Below are 16,388 nucleotides of genomic sequence, written 5' to 3'. Positions count from 1 at the left end.
TCCTGGTAAATGGAGCAGCTACGCTACGCCGCCGCCCTGCCGGGGTAAAGCGGAAAATCATGCCTCGGCCATTTCGGCCGCAAGGACTCCAAGCCGGGCTATTCCCTGCTGTATCTGTTCAGTGACGGGTTCACCGCAACTGAGCCGGATATAGTTGCTGAACTTGTCGCGGGTGGAAAAAATGGCACCGGGCGCAATGGCGATACCTTCGGTTCTGGCCCGGAAAAAGAGTTCCACGCCGTCCACGCGCGGGTCCAGCTCCAGCCAGAGCACGCCGCCGCCGTGCGGATGGGTGACGCGCGTGGTGGGCGGAAAGCATTGTTCCAAATGCATTTGCATGGTGTCCATCTGCTGCTCCATGCTGGTCCGAAGCCGCTTCAGGTGGCGCTCCATGCGGCCCTGGCGCAGATATTCGGCCACGGCCATCTGGACCGGGGAAGCCGTGCAGACATTGGTGGTCGCCTTGATTTCCAGCACCTTTTGCCGGAAGCGCCCCGGCAGGCTCCAGCCGATACGGTAGCCGGGGGATATGGTCTTGGAGAACGAGGAGCAGAGCAGGACCAGCCCCTTTGTATCGAACTGCTTGTAGGTACCCGGCCGTTTCGGCGTAAAATGCAGATCCGTGGACACGTCGTCCTCGACCAGCGGTATGTCGCGCGCGGCCAGCAGGGATACGATCTCCCGCTTGGCCTCGTCCGGGGTCAGGCTGGAATCCGGGTTGTTGAAATTGGGCGAGAGCACGCAGGCCGAGATGTCGAAGGTGCGCAGAGCGTGGTCCAGGTCCGCCGGGTTCACGCCGCCCTTTGGGCTGGAGGGAATTTCGATGGCCCGGAGTCCCAGCGTTTCCAGCAGTTGCAGGAAACAATAGTAGGTGGGCGACTGGATGAGCACGGTATTGCCCCGGCGGCAGGTGGCCCGCAGCGAAAGATAGAGGGCTTCCATGCATCCGGCGGTGACGACCGGGTCTTCGGGCCGGACCTGGATGCCGCACTCCATGGAGCGGAAGGCGATCTGCCGTATCAGGTCGGGGTCGCCGGGGATGGGGGCGTAGCCCATGGCCCGGCGTGGGTTGTCGCGCACCACGGCAGCCAGTATCTTGCTCATTTCGGCAAGCGGCAGCAGCTCCTCGCCTGGTGCTATGACGGCAAGAGGTACGGCGTCGGCCCGTCCCACGGCCTCCAGTACGGTCTGGATCAATCCGATCCGGGTGACCGGACGCGGCTCGTCCATGGGGGCCGGAGGTGTCTCGGTGCGCGGCAGCCGCGTTGCCCGGCGGCGGACAAAGAATCCCGAGCGGGGGCGGGATTCTACCAGTCCTTTGTGTTCCAGCTCCACATAGGCCTGATGCACGGTGGAGATGGAAAGCCCCAGGTCCCGGCTCATGCTCCGCAGCGAGGGAAGCTTGTCCCCCATGGCCAGTCCCCCGGACTCGATGAGTTCCGTGACACGTTTCTCCACAGTCTGATACAGGTATGTCGAGTTATCTACAGGCATGACAGTCCACAATCTGTTATGGTTGAAAAAATAAAAAACTGTATCTGTACCGGTGACAGATTTTCCGTTTAACTGCAAGCCATGCAGTGGAATGCAAATTACAAACGGATGGGAATAAACCGATGAATGTGGAGACGGCAATGGAGAGGCGGAGTGTTTCGCCCTTATCCGAGGCGCTTCGGCAGGTTGCGCCGATCATCATGGGGTATGTGCCTGTGGGCGCGGCTTTTGGCGTGTTGGCGGCCAAGACAGGGCTTTCCATGCTCTCCACGCTGCTCATGTCGTTCCTGGTCTATGCCGGTTCCTCGCAGCTGATCGCCGTGGGCATGTTCGCGGCCGGTCTTTCGCCGCTGGCCATCGTCATCACCACCTTTGTGGTCAACCTGCGCCATCTGCTCATGACCGCGGCCCTGTCCCAGTATGTGCGCTCCTGGCCCAAGTGGCAGCTTGCCTTCTTCGCCTACGAGGTCACGGACGAATCCTTTGCCCTGCACTCCGCCCGCTATGGGCGCGGGGACCGGAGCAAACCGGTTTCCTTTCTGATCAATTCCATCGCCCACATCTGCTGGGTGCTGGCCTCGTTTGTCGGATTTTTATCAGGCGCCGCCATCCCGGACGTCAAACCGCTCGGGTTGGACTTTGCCTTGCCCGCCATGTTTATCGCCCTGCTTGCCATGCAGGTCAAAAACGGGCTGCACGTCTTTGTCGCCGGATTTACCGGACTGGCCTCCATCGCGCTCATGCAATCGGGCGCGGATCGCTGGAGCGTCATTATCGCAACCATTTTGGGCGCCACTGTCGGCGCGGGAGTCGAGACATGGATGAAGCGTCGGTCATAGCGACTATTCTCGGCATGACACTTGTCACCTGCGTGCCGCGCATAACGCCCATGGTGGCCCTGGCGTCCCGCACCCTGCCCGAGTCGGTGGTGCGCTGGCTGTCCTATGTGCCCACGGCCGTGCTCTCCGCCATGCTGTTCCCTTCGCTGGTCATTCGGGACGGGGCATTTGATTTTTCCCTGGAGAATTTCTTCCTGTGGGCCTCCATCCCGGCCATCCTGCTGGCCTGGCGCACCCGCAGCTTTTTCGGGACTGTGGCCCTGGGCATGGTTCTGGTCGCCTTGGGCCGGTACATTTACGGATAATGGAGCGGAAAATGAAAATCATTGGACTGATCGGCGGGATGAGTTGGGAATCTTCCCTGGAATATTACCGGGTGATGAATGAAACCGTGAAGGAGCGCCTTGGCGGGCTGCACTCGGCCAAGCTGCTCATGGCGAGTGTTGATTTTGCCGAGATCCGCGAGCTTATGCTGGCGGACGATTGGGCCGGTGCTGGCGAGCGGCTGGCCAATGCCGCACGGACTCTGGAAAAGGGCGGCGCGGATTTCATCGTTATCGGCACCAATACCATGCACAAGGTAGCTCCGGCGGTGGAGGCAGCAATATCCATCCCGCTGCTGCATATAGCCGATGCCACGGCCGACGCCGTGCAGGGCAAGAGGTTGAAGCGTATCGGCCTGTTGGGCACCGCCTTCACCATGGAAGAGGATTTCTACACCGGCAAACTTGCCGGGCGCGGTCTTGAAGTCCTCGTGCCCGATGCGGAAGATCGCAAGCTGATTGATCGAGTGATCTTTGACGAAATGTGCAAGGGCATCTTCTCGGCGGACGCCCGCAAGGAATTTTTGCGCATCATCGGCGAGCTTACCGGGCAGGGGGCCGAAGGCATCGTCCTCGGCTGCACCGAGATCGGCCTGCTCATCAAATCCGGCGATACGGATGTTCCTCTCTTTGATACATGTTTCATACATGCGGCCAGAGCGGTTGATGCCGCTCTGTAGGCGCATCTCTCTCCAAACGGCCCGTCCTCCCCGGCGGGCCGCTTTTTTTGGGCAGCCGTAGAAATAAAAAAGCCGCTTCAGGGAGCGGCGCAGTGGCAGAAAGCGGATGGGAAAAGGGCGGTCAGTTGGCCGCTATTTTTTTGCCGGATGCGGCTTCTCCCATCGGGGCCGGCACACGGATATAGTCCACCACGTCTCGGATGCCGCCCATTTCCTGGGCAATGGCCAGTGCCGCCGTTTTCTGAATGTAGTCCTGCGCTCTGCCCACAATGATGGCGTTGCCCTCTATGACCTGAACGCGCAGGTCCGCCTGCCGGAGCCGTTTTGTTGTGGCCAGCCGTTCGATCAGGACTCGGGTGAGTTCGTTGTCGTCCCGCAGCTGGTCCGGGGTGGGCAGGGGATAGAATTTTACGGTGACAGTGCGCAACCCGGAAACGGTGACGGCTGTCTTGACCGCCTGGTCCGCGCGCTCGCGGCTTTCCATGCAGCCCAGCAGGTAGGCGTTGCCGTCAATGACATGGGCGGACACGTTTCCCATGTTGTTCAAGGCCAGCCTTTCGCGCAGGCGGCGTTCCAGCGTGCGGTCGGATATGGCGCACAGCGAGCCGCCTTCCACGGAATTGCGGGGGATGTAATCGTCGGCCATGACCATGGCATCGTAGCCGGTCATGGCTCCGCCCGCCACTTGCACGGCCGGATAGAGCGCGCAGCCGGAAAGGGCGCCCATCAGTAGCATGGCGGCAAGCCACAGGGGCGGAATATGGCGAAATGACAATTTCATCACTTCACCCCTATAGCGCAAGGTCTAGATTTTGTCTAACCGTTTAGGTCGATATACGCCGGTAGGGAAATCACTGCTTGAGCACGATCAGAAAGTCCATTCCGGCGATGTTCTGCTCATCAATGATGGTCAGCCCGGCAGGCTTGTCCTTCCATTCCTCGTAGTGGCTCTTGCGCACGGAGAGCACGGCTTTGTCCGTCTGGGCGAGCCATTCGTTGAGCTTTGCCGAACTGTCGGTCTCGGCAAGGTCGTGCCCCGCGTACCAAGTGAATATGCCGGAGTAAACCCGGAAGGCCATGGGCGTGTATCCCTTGTCGGCATACTGCCCGATGATAAGGGCCTGCCTGCGAGGGCTCATGGCATTGTCCAGCGAGGGAGCCACCAGCAGGCCGACGGGATAGAGCCAGACGATGACGGCCAGGGTGGAGGCGAGCAGGGCCGAGCGGTTGCCGTGGCGGGAGGCCGTATATATGGCTGCGCCGCCGATGAGGAGGATACAGGCCGAAAGCCCGAGTCCGTGCACCGGCACCGGGAAAGGCAGGAAATCGCCCCCCACGATGAGAGCAAGACCGAGGATGATCCACAGTCCTGCCACGGCCTTCCAGAAGCGCCCGGTTTTTTCCGGTGCAAACCGGAAGAGTGCTTCGGCCGTGAGAATGGCCAGAGCCGGGAACATAGGCAGGATGTAGATGAGCACCTTGCCGCTCAGGCTGGAGAGCAGGATGAAGGTGGTCAGGAACATGATCCAGAGGAAGGATCGGGCTCCGGCTGTCTTTCTTCCGGCCCAGAGCCCTCCCAGCCGGGTGGGGGAAAGCATCTTGGCCACGGGAGCCGCCACCAGGAAGAGCGTCCAGGGCAGCCACGCCAGGGGCAGGGCTATGAAATAGTATTGGAGTGGTTCCCGGTGATGGAAGGTGTGGGTGGCTCGTTCGAGAATCTGATGACCCAGCACGGTGTGGAGCAGGAAGCCGGGGCCCTTGACCGCGATGACGCCGACTATCCAGAGGACGAGCAGGCCGAGCATGGCGGCCAGTCCCTTGCCCATGGCGCGGGTGAAGAGTTTGCGCGGTTCGCCTTTCCATATCAGGTATACGGCGAGGGTAAGGAGCGGGAAGAGGAATCCGAGTGGCCCCTTGACCAGGGTGGCAACTCCGGCCAGGAGGAAACCCCACAGAGGCAGGCGTCCCGGATTATCGGACTGTGCGGCCCGGAAGAAGCAGGCATGGCTGAGGATAATGAGAGCCGCGAACATGAGGTCCATGCGCGAGTAGTGGAACAGCCCGGCCAGAAAAAAGTTGGAGAGCAGCAGCAATACGGCGGCCAGTGAGACGGATCGGCCGAATTCGAGGGTGCGGGCCAGCTTGTAGGCCGCAGCCAGCAGCATCAGGCCGGAGAGGGCCGCGCCAAGGAAGAAGACCGTGGGCGGATCGGCAGGGGTAAGCTTGTCCAGCAGCCAGAGAAACCAGAAGTAGACCGGCGGTTTGTCCGGGTAGGCCTGCCCGTTCAGGGCGAGGACCATCCAGTGTCCGTGCTCGGCCAGATTGCGGTAGGCATCGGCGTAGCGGACCTCGTCCGAAAACCACAGGGCGCGGTTGTTCAGGGTGAACCATGTCTGGGCCAGCACGGCCAGGATCATGGTGATCCAGGGATGGTTTTTCAGGGTGTGCCAGAGATACTCGGTAAAAAACTTCATGGGTCAGGCCTTGTTGCGAAAATAGGCCGTACCGGCCAGGACATGAGTGGCGAAGCCCGCGAAACTGCCGAGCAGCCACCCGAAAAAGACGTCGCTGGGGTGATGCCAGCTCAGATAGACACGGGAAAAACCGACCAGTCCGATGAGCAGACCGATGAGCAGGGAGACCCATATATCCGCGCGGCGCAGGGCCAGGGGCAGGGTCCAGCCCATGATCTCGGTGGTGTGGCCCGAGGGGAGCGAGTGGTAGTTGCCCCGGCTGGTCATTGGATCGAAATACCAGCCTTGGCCGGGCCTTGGGCGGCCGATGGTGAATTTGATGAAATGCACGATGGCGGCGGAAATGACCGCTTGGACGCAAAGCAGGATCAGGATGAAGCGCAGGGTTTCCCGGTTGCCCCGTCGCCATGCCAGAAAAAGGGCAATGGCATAGCCGACGTAAAAGACCGGATTGGACCAGTCCGTAATGAATTTCAACGTATTGAACAGAGTCGGGTGGCTTTGCGCATGGGCCAGGAAATAGGTTTCCACCGCAGCTTCGGTGCCGAAGCACAGCCAGAGCGCGGCCAGCACGCAGAGCAGGGGCAGGGAGACCAGGGCCCAGTGCAGGGTCGGGGATGAACGCATGGAGGTGTTGTAGGCTATCCTGAGTGTCGGAGCAAGGTGTGGCCGATCAGTCTTCGGCCTTTCCGGTATCGTCTTCCTCGGCGGGATACGGAATATGGGTGTATCGTATCCAGGTCTCTTCATCCGTGCCGAGTTCCTTCAATATGTCGGTAAAGGGTTTGCCTTCCTGCTTCCAATATTTGTAGGCGTGGTCCGAACACTCGAAGGGAATTACCAGAGTGCCGTCGGTATCGAAGTACGGTTTGTTGTCGTCCATGGGGGGGCACTCTTTCACTTTTCCGCCCGGATATCAAGATGTGCCGGAAACGAAGCGGTCCGCATTCCCTAAAGGACTACGGACCACTTGTATTTATTGGGAATAGACGCCTTGTCAGGCAACGGCGCTTTCATCCAGATCGGCAAGGCAGACCTTGCGATCGATTTCCCGCACTTTTTTCAGCACGCAACGGGCGATGCGTTTGAACTCCGGAAAATCCTTGGGGTCATAGTGCCGCTTTGCCCGAGTTAGCCCGGCCAGATCGATGGTCTCGTTGAAGAGGTAGGGCAGGTAGAGCGGGTCCTGATTGAGAAAAACCTCCAGGTTCACGAATATCTTGTGAATCTCTTCCTGGTTGTCTTTCAGGTGGCGGAAGAGCTTGCCCAGCCGTTTTTCCACATTGCGCAGCGAAGTGGACCACATGGGGCTGCGCGGTTCCAGACGCAGATGCGGCGCCTTGCCGCGGCAGTGCATCAGGTCGGTCAGGAACCGGTCCACACTGCCGGGAGCCGAGGCCAGAATCCCCTGGTGGTATGCGGTCTCGATATCCACCGGGGTGGTGCGTTCGATGACCGCGCCTCCGCCGTACAGGTTGTAGACCGGGAAGGGGGAATGACGCAGGTCGTCTTCCAGTTCCCGTTTGGCGGTCATGTACTGCACGGTGGTGATAATTTCGTTGCCGTCCATATCCTTGGTCATCTGGTTGCACGAGCGATGGTGCATGGACGTGGACATGTTGTGGTGGCCCTTGGCATGGGACTGATTGTTGATCCAGGCATAGTCCTGGCCGACCATGAGCAGATGGTTCACCCCACACCAGCGCAGCAGGCGGGAGAGAGTGACCGAAACGTTTCCGCCCGCGTCCAGCACCAGATCGGCGTCCTTCATAACAAAGGTGCCCATGCCGCCCACGGTCCACAGGGGGAGGGTCGGTCCGGCGTATCGCGTGACCGCCTCCGGGTTGATCTTGGTGGAGTAGATGAGCGGAATGTCATGCACAAAATCCGGGTCCAGCCGTTCGAAGAGCCGAAGCAGGCTTTCGTCGTAGTCGATGGCCAGGCAGAAGTGCGGCTTGAGGCCCAGGGACTGGAGTGCCGGAACGGTCTGCAGGCCGCAGGCGTAGAGCACGTGGCTCCGGTGCTTCACGAGTTCGGGCACGAATTTTTCCAGGCTCGGCCCGGCACCCAGAATGACTCCTGCCACGCCGCCCGCCTTGCCTTTAAGGCTTTTCAGGCTGCCGTCGGCCACGGCCCGACTGAAGTTGCCTATCTCGTTTTGAACCATGACGTTCTGGCGGTAGCGCAGGGTGGAGAGCTCCAGGGAGAAGTTCTCCAGCTTGTTTTTGAGCTGCCGTGACCATTGCGCATATTCCGGCCCCATCTGCTGGCTGGGAATGTCGCTTCTGAGGTGGATCTGGCCGTAGATGAACTGGAGGTTCAGGTTGCGGATGACCTCGTACACGTAGTCTTCATCCGGCACCAGCAGGTGAAATTTCTTGGCCTTGAAGAACGGTCGGTAGTCTGTCTGGCCCAGGCAGGCCACGAGCATCTCGGGGCGGGGCTCCAGCAACATGACCTTGTGCGAGTCCGGGGTGTTTGCCAGCACATGGTTGACGCCGTACCCCAGGCTGGAACCGACGATGATGGTCGCGGAGGTCTCTTGTTTTTCTCCCTCCAGCCAGCTTTGGTAGAAGAACTGCGGGACGGCGCTTTCGAAAATGGACTTGCCGTTGTCCATATGCCAGTCGTGCAGGCCGTGCTCGTTGATGAAGATTTTTTCCGCGAGCCGTTCGTGTTCGATCTTTTGGGCGGACAGCCACTGATAGACCGGATGGTTTACGGACTGAAGATAGTCGATGTTGTCCTTGAGAAAGGGATACGCGGTCATGCCTTGATCCTTTGGGTCGGTCGATTGTCATTTCGGGACATTGTGTCGCCTTGAAAATGCAGATAGCGTGCCAGTTGCATGAAGCCCCGTTTTGCCCTACTCTGCGGGGTGCTTTGAAAGGGCTTACAATCCGAAATTTAAGGAATAATGCCATGAATAAGGACCTGCTTGACCTCATCGGCAATACGCCGCTGGTAGAGATTCGCCACCTGAGTCCGAATCCGAATGTCAAGATTTTGGCAAAGATCGAGTCCCAGAATCCGGGCGGTTCCATCAAGGACCGTGTGGCCTCCGCCATGATAGCGGCGGCCGAGGCCTCGGGCGAGCTGACCCAAGATAAGACCATCATCGAAGCCACCTCTGGCAATACCGGGGTCGGGCTGGCCATGGTTGCGGCCATCAAGGGGTATCGCATCAAGCTGCTCATGCCGGAGACGGCCAGCGAAGAGCGCAAGATGATAATGGCCGCCTACGGTGCCGAACTGGAGCTGACCCCTGGGCATCTGGCCACGGACGGCGCCATTGAGCAGGCCTATCGCTATGCCCGCGAGGAGCCGGACAAGTATGTGCTGATGGATCAATATAACAATTTGGCCTCCATCAATGCCCATTACAACGGCACCGGGCTGGAAATCTGGAATCAGACCGGCGGCACGGTGACCCACTGCGTCATGGCCCTGGGCACGTCCGGCACGGCCATGGGCATTGCCAAGCGGTTGCACGAGATGGGCAAGGTCCATGTGGCTGCCGTGGAACCTTATGCGGGGCACAAGATTCAGGGCCTCAAAAATATGCTGGAGTCCTACCCGCCGGGCATCTACGATAAGACGCAGCTGGACGAGGTGCTGCACGTGGAGGACGAGGTTGCCTTCGATTATTGCCGCAAGCTGGCGAAAGCGGAAGGCATTTTTGCAGGTATGAGTTCCGGCGCGGCCTTCGGCGGCGCCGTGCAATTGGCCGAACGCATCGAATCCGGCGTCATCGTGGTTATTTTCCCGGATAGCGGGGAGCGTTATCTTTCAACCCATCTGTACCGTCAGAAGGATGCCGGAGCCGTGGCCCTTTACGACATGGCCACCGGTACGGACAAGCACCTGCGCGCCGGGGCCGGGCTGGGGCTCTACACCATGGGGCCGAGCCTGGACAATGTTGACGGCCTGGACGCCTGGCGGCGCGTGGTCATCCTGGACGTGCTGTGCCGTCATCTGGCCGCGCGCGGGGTGGATGTGCATGGTGCCGTGGGGCTGACGGACATGGACGACCGCACCCTTGCCGGTGCCCGCGCGGCGAACCTGGGACGGGCCGAGTTTGCCGAAGATCGTCGGCAGGCGGTGTTGGCGCGTGCCGCAGACATGGGCGTGTCTGGGAGTATGGCCTTTCCACTTTCCTCCAAGGGGGAGGAAGCTGCGCTCGACCTCTGCCGCAAGCTGCTGGGCAAGGGACTTGCCTACGAAAAACTGCGCAGCGTTTATTTCGATGTGTTCCGCGACAAACGATATGGCGAGATCGGTGCCATGGATATGGACAAGGTCTCCGGCGGCCGTACCGTGGATCTGGACGCCTACGTCAAGGACAATCCCTTGGATTTCACCCTGCTGAAAAGGGCTTCCCTCATCGATCTCAAACGGGGCGAGGTGCTGGAAACCCAATGGGGCAATGTGCGGCCGAGCTGGTTTTTGCAACATGCGGCCACGGCCCTGGTCGCCCTGCCGCGCATCGATGTCATGATCGGCAGCGAGAAACACCGCTTTCCGCATCTGGAGAATCTGCGGGCCATCTGGTCCGCTGCCGGGCGGGAGTTGCAGGCCTGGATGGTCTGCCAGCAGGCCACCGACTCCGCGGATCGCGATCTCGCCTTGGTGGCCGAGGCCCTTGGCGGCTGGCGCGCCATGCGGTTCTGGATGCTCTCCGTGGCCGGGCGCAAACCGCTGTGCGTTTCGGAAGAAAACCTGGCCATGTGGGCGCGCAACTGGCGGCGGGTGCAGGAGGGCGCGGCCGTGCTGACCCTGCGTCGGGATGCCCGGGGCGAGGACGTTGCTCCCGAGGTGGAACAGGCCGTCTTTGACCTCAAGGCGGGGTTCAAGGAAGCGCTTGATAATGACCTTTCCCTGCATCGTTTCTGGCCGGTGCTGTCCCGTTTCGTAAAGCAGATCAACGGCTTTGATGGGAACGGGGAGTTGACCGGAGCCGCGGCCCGGATCTGCCTGGAGGCGCTGAAGGTGGTCAACGACATTTTGGGTATCATTGATCTGGAGCGGATGCCCTTGCCCCTTGGCGAACTGCCCGCAGCCGTGCAGGGAATGGTCGCCGACCGTCAGAAGGCGCGTGACGCCAAGGACTTCGCCCTGTCGGACGAACTCCGCGACCGCATCGCCCAGGCCGGATTCCGGATGGAGGATACCGCCGGGGCGCCGAGGGTATTTCGGGCGTAGCCTGAAAAATGAGAAGGAATGAAAAAGCCCCGGATGCTTTCGCGTCCGGGGCTTTTTGGGTGTCTGGTGGTTAGTCCTTGTTCGGCTTGTACGGCTTCTTGAAGGGCTTGCCGCCACGCTTGGGCGGGCCTGACTTTTTGAAGTCGCGGCGGAAAGGCGGCTTTTTCTTGAACGGCTGTCCCTTGGATATGAGCGGCTTACCGTCACGGTCATTGACCCGCTGTATGACGCGTTCGACGTCGGACTGGGGGAGGGTGAAGGTGGTGCGGTTACCCTGAACCCGGACGTGCTGGATGGAAAAGGGCTTGATCCGTGCGGCTTCGCAGACAAAGTCCACGAAATGCCGGGGCGTCATGCCGTGGGCACGGCCCAGTGCGCAGACCATGTCCGCCCGGCCATTGCCTTGTCTGGCCACGGGATCGATCTCGCGATAGCTGGACTCCATCAGTTCGTCGCCGAAGCTGTAGCGCAGCAGGGCGGCAACGACCTCGACAGGGTCTTTTTCCGCCACCAGATCGCGGGCCATGGACGCATAGGCGTCAAAGGGCTTCTCCTCCATGATCGCCTCAAGCTTGTCGATGAGACGGCGCTTTTTGGAATAGATCACGTCGCGGATGCGAGGCAGCTGTTCCTTGTCGATCTTGATGCCCACACTGCGGGTGATGAACATCAGCTTGCGGAACTCGCCGGGAGAAATGAGGGTGACGGCCATGCCTTCCTTGCCTGCGCGGCCGGTGCGGCCCGTGCGGTGAACAAAGGTGGCCGGGTCCTGCGGCAGGGCGAAGTTGACCACATGGGTCAGGTCCGGGACGTCGATGCCGCGAGCGGCCACGTCCGTGGCGACCAGGATGGTGGCCTTGCGATTGCGGAAATGGTTCAGGATTTCCTCGCGCCGGGGCTGGGAAATATCGCCGTGAATGGGCTCCGCCGGATAGCCACGATCATTAAGCCGCAGGGCCACCTCGTCGGCATCGGCGCGGGTGCGGGTAAAGATCAGACCATAGAACTCGGGCTGGGCATCGATGACCCGGCACAGGGCCTCGAAGCGGTCGGCATTGTCCATCTCATGGAAGATGTGCCGGATCAGCGGCGTGTCGGCCGGTTCGTCCTCCACCTTCACGGTCTTGAAGTCGCCCATGAATTCGGTGGCGATGCGCATGACGGCGCGCGGCATGGTGGCGGAAAAGAGCAAGGTGCGCCGTTCCTGCTTGGCGGACATGAGAATCTCGCGCACATCGTCCACGAATCCCATGTTGCACATCTCGTCCGCTTCATCGAGGACCACGAAGTCCAGCTGGTCGAGACGCAGGGTGCCGCGGCTGAGGTGGTCCATGATCCGGCCGGGGGTGCCGACCACGACATCCACGCCGCGTTTCAGGGCCGCGAATTGCTGGCGGATATCCTGTCCGCCGTAAACCGGAAGGACGCGCAGCCGTTTGTCGCCCTTGAGGGAGTTGATTTCTTCCGCGACCTGAATGGCCAGTTCGCGGGTGGGGGCAAGTACCAGTGCCTGGACATGGCCGCAGTTTTCGCGGGCCACTTCGATGATGGGCAGGGCGAAAGCCGCCGTCTTGCCGGTTCCCGTACGGGCCTGGCCTAAAATATCTATAGAACCTGCAAGCAGGAGGGGAATAGTCCGCTCCTGAATGGGAGTGGGACTGGCGAAACCCTTGGATTCGAGGGCCGCCAGGGTCGGCGCTGAAAGGCCGAGATCCTGAAACGTAGTCATGACAACCTTGTTTTTAAGAGGAGCGCGCAAAGACAGTGGCGCGGACGCAAATAGCCATTCCCGCGCACAAGGGCGCGCGGGAATTTCTTTTATGGCACCTAGTACCCGATTCGACAATGGAATCGGGGAAAAAATAACGTCTAGCGGGGACGGAAGGTGATGCGGCCGCGGGTGAGGTCGTACGGCGAGAGCTCTACGGTCACGGTATCGCCGGGCATAACACGGATGCGGAACTTGCGCATTTTGCCCGAGATGTGGGCAAGGACGGTGTGCCCGTTTTCGAGTTCAACGCGGAACATGGCGTTGGGTAGGGCTTCTTCAACAGTGCCCTGAACAGTAATTCCTTCTTCTTTTGCCATAAGCTGGGAAAACTCCTGAAAATGTTTAAGAGACTGGAAAAGCCCGCCCTTACGGGCGGGCTCGACGAGTGCCTGTCAAATAGTCTCCGCCTACCAGCGGGGACGTTCGGGGCGGGGGCGTGCTTCGTTGACCTTGAGGTTGCGGCCGCCGAAGCTGCTGCCATCCAGGTTCTCGATCGCTTCGAGAGCACCCTGGTCTTCCATTTCCACAAAACCGAAGCCACGCGGACGGCCGGTTTCGCGATCGTTGATCAGTTTGACCGAGTAGACTTCGCCGTAAGCTTCAAACGCGGCGCGTACGTCCTCTTCCGTTGAACTCCAGGGCAGGTTGCCCACATAGATGTTCTTGGCCATTCGAAAAAAACTCCAAAAATTAAAAAGAAACAAAACTATTGGCGGTATCCCGCCCAGGTGAACCTATGAAGAATGAACCGATACGCGCGAGCTTCTCTTTCAGACTACAACTTGCCCACCAAATGTCAGCACTGTCCGGTCATTACCGGTGCCGCCCCCGTGGACGTCGCTGACTACTTCAGTAGTTCGCCTTACGTGGCAACGCCAGCGGAGTCAAGGGAAAAATGCGTAACAGACTTCCGTTTTTTTCTAAATCATCGCTTCCATATCAGTGAAGAACCTGTCCGGATCATACAGTCCGGGATGCTCTTTTTTGAAGGTTTCCATGGCTTCGAAAAAAGCATCCCATCCGTTGACTTCAAGATGTTTCTTATTGTTCACAAAGACTTTGAGAATGGTCCCGCGCGGGCATTTGGTCAGGTTGATTTCGAATTTGCTGGAGTCCGTAATTTCCGTCCAGTAGGCGGACCATACGGTCTCGTCCCCTTCGGTTTTCTTGTATTTTTCAAAATAGGCTTCGAAAATGCGTTCGATATCGGATCGCTGCATGAGGATACCTGCCTTGGCTGAGTGTTTGGTGCAGTATGCATCATTGTGGGGGTAGAGCCAAGGGGACGCCGTTGCTCCCGCGAGGGTTTTCGGGTATCCCAGCAGGAGATCTTTCGGAAAAGACCGTGGGATGTCTTTTATCCTTGGATGTGAATGGTGCTGTCCTTCTCTGTGGCGGAGCCTGTTGGATCAAGGGTGAGGTATAGGGCTTTTCGGCGCAAAATAGTTCAGTTGAGATCAGGCCGCCGACGGGTGGTTCGGCGGTGAGACGCACTCCTGCGGAGGAGTGTTCAGAGGTGGAGCCGTGAGCGGGGAATATGAAGTGATGGGAGTTTACTCCCACAGCACCAAATACGAATACAGGCCGGTCGAAGAGGGATCGAGCAGCTATCGCAACAGCACCTTCTGGTTTGTGCGCAAGCGTAGCGAGAGCATGTATGAAGTCCGCCCTCTGAGCAGTGATCATTTCCCTTCGGGTGTGGTCCAGTTGGTTTCCAAGGAAGATTTTCTCAAGTTCTATACCCCGGAACTCAGCTACTACCAGGATCATCCGCTGCCTTGTCTGCTCTCATTGCAGGAAAAGATCAAAGTCGGCCGTCGGCTGTTCAATCCGGAGCGGCTGGACAGGAAGGAGCGCGCCTTTATCGACGCCGTGGTAGCTCCCGACCGGAAGGAAGGGGAAGATGATGAACTGTCCGCCGTATACGCGGACCAGCGGAAGTTCTCCCAGTTGCGCGACATGGTCGAGCGTCTGCTCAATACCGATGAAAAACTGCGGGAGACGGAGCGCCATCGTTTCAACGATTTCGGCATCGACCTGCGTAAGCAGTCCCGCTACGACGATTCCATCCGCTATTATTCCAAGGCACTGGAAGTAAACGAAGACGACGAGAATCTCCATTTCAACATCGCTCGCGCCTATTACGGCAGAAGGTTGTTCGACGATTGCCGCCGTCATCTGGAGCGCGCCCTGGCCCTCAATCCCGAAATGGATGAGGCCAAGGGCTTTCTGCGTGCCCTGGATGTGGAGGAGGCGGAGCGGGACATCAGAGCCGGTAAACCGGTACGCAGCACCGGCCGCAAACCAGCCCCTGCCGGGGCCAAAATTTACGACCTCAAGTTTTAGAATGCCTCCGGCGGAGCCCCTCAGGGTGCTCCCGGCGGGGTCAAAACATTTTTGGGACGCGAAGGGTAACGTCTGTTGCCTTCCATCCGTCTTCCATCCTGTCTCGGCCAAGGAAAAAGCCGGGCGGATCCCAGTACGGTTATCTTACAACAGACAGGCTGTTTTCTCAGCACATTCTTTATCCAGAAGCTCGCGAGCTTCTGTCCTGAAACCTTTGGCGAAATGTGTATTGAGGCTGTTGACGTCGGGGGTTTTCATTCCCATATGGCAGAACTTGCAGGTGTCAAGTTCCTCGGGGGTGTTGACTGTTCTGCGGTACTTTCTGAGAATCTCGCCATTCCATATCTCGTCGAATGGGTCCTGGTAGATATTGCCCACGGCCTCCATACGACAACATGCCCGGACGCTGCCTTCGGAATCGATAAGCATCGTGTTCCAGGGTTCCTTGCATTTGACGCACGCCTTTGCTGTGTCCGACTCTTGCCCGAAAAGGGGCGGAATGATGACGTTGACGCCATATCTCTCTCCCGCTTCCTTGGCCGCCAGATACCCTTGGTTGGCCCTTTCCTGATCGAAAAAGAGGGACTGGTTCATGCATTCCTTGCTGTGGACCAGCACATTGAAGGCGCTGATCTCCTCAACACCGATTTCGCTTGCAATTTCAACAAGCTTGACCAGTTCGTCGATGTTCTGGCGCATGGCCACATAGTTGAATGTAATGCGCGGTTGGGTGGCTCTTGCCTTGATCTTTTCTTTGGTCAGGGTGGCGATGTTTTTGAGGACCTTGAAGAAGTTTCCGCCGATTCTGATATTACTGTATGTTTTTGGGGATGCTGCATCAATGCTGACGGTCACGCGTTCTACGCCGTTCTCGACAATGCATCGCGCGATATCCGGCGTCAGCATGGAAGCGTTGGTGATAAATGCCGTCCTGATATCATATTTCCCCCAGAGATTGAGTATCTCGCTGATGTTGGGATGCAGGAGAGGCTCACCACCCAGAAGCGTGCTTTCGGACGCAAAGGGCAACAAGGGTTCCAATTGCTGGATTTGCTGCATGGTCAACCCTCGGTCGATGCTGCCGTTGCACATGGTACATCTATAATTACACCTTTCCGTGATCAGGACGGTCAGTTTGTTTGGGTATGAAACAGTGTATTCCTTGTTGAACTGAAATGCGTCATCCAAGAAAACCTGGTTCATCTTTTTGGCGTTTAAATAGATGCTCATCGTAGCTTTGCTCCTGGGATTGAGGAAAA

The 16,388-nt window shown here is 59.0% G+C and carries 16 protein-coding genes; 5 read left to right on the top strand and 11 right to left on the bottom strand.

The window, feature by feature from the left end; all coding sequences use genetic code 11:
* Positions 1-57: 57 nt before the first annotated feature.
* The gene (locus ACI0FG_RS11080; RefSeq protein WP_419785061.1) at positions 58-1,494 is read right to left on the bottom strand and encodes a PLP-dependent aminotransferase family protein; all 1,437 of its coding nucleotides are present in this window, start codon (positions 1,492-1,494) and stop codon (positions 58-60) included.
* A 140-nt stretch (positions 1,495-1,634) separates the two neighbouring features.
* Here ACI0FG_RS11080 and ACI0FG_RS11075 point away from each other — a divergent pair, with 140 nt between their 5' ends.
* The 3 genes from ACI0FG_RS11075 to ACI0FG_RS11065 are packed head-to-tail and all read left to right on the top strand — an operon-like array spanning position 1,635 to position 3,336.
* On the top strand, positions 1,635-2,333 hold the full coding sequence (locus tag ACI0FG_RS11075; RefSeq protein WP_419785060.1) for an AzlC family ABC transporter permease: 699 nt from the start codon (positions 1,635-1,637) through the stop codon (positions 2,331-2,333).
* On the top strand, positions 2,312-2,638 hold the full coding sequence (locus ACI0FG_RS11070; protein WP_419785059.1) for an AzlD domain-containing protein: 327 nt from the start codon (positions 2,312-2,314) through the stop codon (positions 2,636-2,638). The genes ACI0FG_RS11075 and ACI0FG_RS11070 overlap by 22 nt, the downstream gene beginning before the upstream one ends.
* An 11-nt stretch (positions 2,639-2,649) precedes the next feature.
* On the top strand, positions 2,650-3,336 hold the full coding sequence (locus ACI0FG_RS11065) for an aspartate/glutamate racemase family protein (protein ID WP_419785058.1): 687 nt from the start codon (positions 2,650-2,652) through the stop codon (positions 3,334-3,336).
* 121 nt (positions 3,337-3,457) lie between these two features.
* On the opposite strand, the gene ACI0FG_RS11060 is transcribed toward ACI0FG_RS11065, so the two are convergent.
* The 5 genes from ACI0FG_RS11060 to ACI0FG_RS11040 form a co-directional block, all read right to left on the bottom strand.
* A complete protein-coding gene (locus ACI0FG_RS11060) occupies positions 3,458-4,117 on the bottom strand; it encodes a BON domain-containing protein (protein WP_419785057.1) in 660 nt (219 codons plus the stop codon).
* Between the two features lie 70 nt (positions 4,118-4,187).
* Complete coding sequence (locus ACI0FG_RS11055) at positions 4,188-5,810, bottom strand: ArnT family glycosyltransferase (protein ID WP_419785056.1); 1,623 nt, start codon at positions 5,808-5,810, stop codon at positions 4,188-4,190.
* Between the two features lie 3 nt (positions 5,811-5,813).
* Positions 5,814-6,437 carry a phosphatase PAP2 family protein gene (locus tag ACI0FG_RS11050; RefSeq protein ID WP_419785055.1) on the bottom strand — a complete coding sequence of 208 codons (624 nt, stop codon included), beginning with the start codon at positions 6,435-6,437 and terminating at the stop codon, positions 5,814-5,816.
* A 46-nt stretch (positions 6,438-6,483) separates the two neighbouring features.
* Complete coding sequence (locus ACI0FG_RS11045) at positions 6,484-6,693, bottom strand: hypothetical protein (protein WP_419785054.1); 210 nt, start codon at positions 6,691-6,693, stop codon at positions 6,484-6,486.
* Positions 6,694-6,807: 114 nt separating this feature from the next.
* Positions 6,808-8,580, bottom strand: a complete 1,773-nt coding sequence (locus tag ACI0FG_RS11040) for a motility associated factor glycosyltransferase family protein (protein WP_419785053.1) — start codon at positions 8,578-8,580, stop codon at positions 6,808-6,810.
* A 152-nt stretch (positions 8,581-8,732) separates the two neighbouring features.
* Between ACI0FG_RS11040 and ACI0FG_RS11035 the strand changes: the two genes are divergently transcribed.
* On the top strand, positions 8,733-11,012 hold the full coding sequence (locus tag ACI0FG_RS11035) for a cysteine synthase (RefSeq protein WP_419785052.1): 2,280 nt from the start codon (positions 8,733-8,735) through the stop codon (positions 11,010-11,012).
* Positions 11,013-11,082: 70 nt separating this feature from the next.
* Here the strand turns inward: ACI0FG_RS11035 and ACI0FG_RS11030 are convergent, their stop codons facing one another.
* The 4 genes from ACI0FG_RS11030 to ACI0FG_RS11015 all read right to left on the bottom strand — a co-directional run bounded on the left by ACI0FG_RS11030 (position 11,083) and on the right by ACI0FG_RS11015 (position 14,003).
* Positions 11,083-12,741: a DEAD/DEAH box helicase gene (locus ACI0FG_RS11030; protein ID WP_419785051.1), complete on the bottom strand. Its 1,659-nt coding sequence runs from the start codon at positions 12,739-12,741 to the stop codon at positions 11,083-11,085.
* A 140-nt stretch (positions 12,742-12,881) separates the two neighbouring features.
* Positions 12,882-13,100, bottom strand: coding sequence for a translation initiation factor IF-1 (infA, locus tag ACI0FG_RS11025; protein WP_097011754.1), 219 nt, complete (start codon positions 13,098-13,100; stop codon positions 12,882-12,884).
* A 90-nt stretch (positions 13,101-13,190) separates the two neighbouring features.
* Positions 13,191-13,454, bottom strand: coding sequence for an RNA recognition motif domain-containing protein (locus ACI0FG_RS11020; protein WP_419785050.1), 264 nt, complete (start codon positions 13,452-13,454; stop codon positions 13,191-13,193).
* A gap of 249 nt (positions 13,455-13,703) precedes the next feature.
* Positions 13,704-14,003, bottom strand: coding sequence for a hypothetical protein (locus ACI0FG_RS11015; RefSeq protein ID WP_419785049.1), 300 nt, complete (start codon positions 14,001-14,003; stop codon positions 13,704-13,706).
* A gap of 304 nt (positions 14,004-14,307) precedes the next feature.
* On the opposite strand from ACI0FG_RS11015, the gene ACI0FG_RS11010 reads away from it, so the two are divergent.
* Positions 14,308-15,129 carry a tetratricopeptide repeat protein gene (locus ACI0FG_RS11010; RefSeq protein ID WP_419785048.1) on the top strand — a complete coding sequence of 274 codons (822 nt, stop codon included), beginning with the start codon at positions 14,308-14,310 and terminating at the stop codon, positions 15,127-15,129.
* Positions 15,130-15,273: 144 nt separating this feature from the next.
* Here ACI0FG_RS11010 and ACI0FG_RS11005 read toward each other — a convergent pair whose 3' ends face one another.
* On the bottom strand, positions 15,274-16,359 hold the full coding sequence (locus ACI0FG_RS11005; protein WP_419785047.1) for a radical SAM protein: 1,086 nt from the start codon (positions 16,357-16,359) through the stop codon (positions 15,274-15,276).
* Positions 16,360-16,388: the final 29 nt, after the last annotated feature.

The organism is Pseudodesulfovibrio sp. 7M6, assembly GCF_050058625.1.
Classification (GTDB): domain Bacteria; phylum Desulfobacterota; class Desulfovibrionia; order Desulfovibrionales; family Desulfovibrionaceae; genus Pseudodesulfovibrio; species Pseudodesulfovibrio salinus.
Note: the sequence above shows the minus strand (reverse complement) of the source record. Positions and strands in the feature narration are given on the sequence as shown.

Coding starts and splice junctions, on each gene's coding strand:
- ACI0FG_RS11080 (WP_419785061.1), bottom strand. CDS start 1,494: ATGCCTGTAGATAACTCGACATACCTGTATCAGACTGTGGAGAAACGT.
- ACI0FG_RS11075 (WP_419785060.1), top strand. CDS start 1,635: ATGGAGAGGCGGAGTGTTTCGCCCTTATCCGAGGCGCTTCGGCAGGTT.
- ACI0FG_RS11070 (WP_419785059.1), top strand. CDS start 2,312: ATGGATGAAGCGTCGGTCATAGCGACTATTCTCGGCATGACACTTGTC.
- ACI0FG_RS11065 (WP_419785058.1), top strand. CDS start 2,650: ATGAAAATCATTGGACTGATCGGCGGGATGAGTTGGGAATCTTCCCTG.
- ACI0FG_RS11060 (WP_419785057.1), bottom strand. CDS start 4,117: ATGAAATTGTCATTTCGCCATATTCCGCCCCTGTGGCTTGCCGCCATG.
- ACI0FG_RS11055 (WP_419785056.1), bottom strand. CDS start 5,810: ATGAAGTTTTTTACCGAGTATCTCTGGCACACCCTGAAAAACCATCCC.
- ACI0FG_RS11050 (WP_419785055.1), bottom strand. CDS start 6,437: ATGCGTTCATCCCCGACCCTGCACTGGGCCCTGGTCTCCCTGCCCCTG.
- ACI0FG_RS11045 (WP_419785054.1), bottom strand. CDS start 6,693: ATGGACGACAACAAACCGTACTTCGATACCGACGGCACTCTGGTAATT.
- ACI0FG_RS11040 (WP_419785053.1), bottom strand. CDS start 8,580: ATGACCGCGTATCCCTTTCTCAAGGACAACATCGACTATCTTCAGTCC.
- ACI0FG_RS11035 (WP_419785052.1), top strand. CDS start 8,733: ATGAATAAGGACCTGCTTGACCTCATCGGCAATACGCCGCTGGTAGAG.
- ACI0FG_RS11030 (WP_419785051.1), bottom strand. CDS start 12,741: ATGACTACGTTTCAGGATCTCGGCCTTTCAGCGCCGACCCTGGCGGCC.
- infA (WP_097011754.1), bottom strand. CDS start 13,100: ATGGCAAAAGAAGAAGGAATTACTGTTCAGGGCACTGTTGAAGAAGCC.
- ACI0FG_RS11020 (WP_419785050.1), bottom strand. CDS start 13,454: ATGGCCAAGAACATCTATGTGGGCAACCTGCCCTGGAGTTCAACGGAA.
- ACI0FG_RS11015 (WP_419785049.1), bottom strand. CDS start 14,003: ATGCAGCGATCCGATATCGAACGCATTTTCGAAGCCTATTTTGAAAAA.
- ACI0FG_RS11005 (WP_419785047.1), bottom strand. CDS start 16,359: ATGAGCATCTATTTAAACGCCAAAAAGATGAACCAGGTTTTCTTGGAT.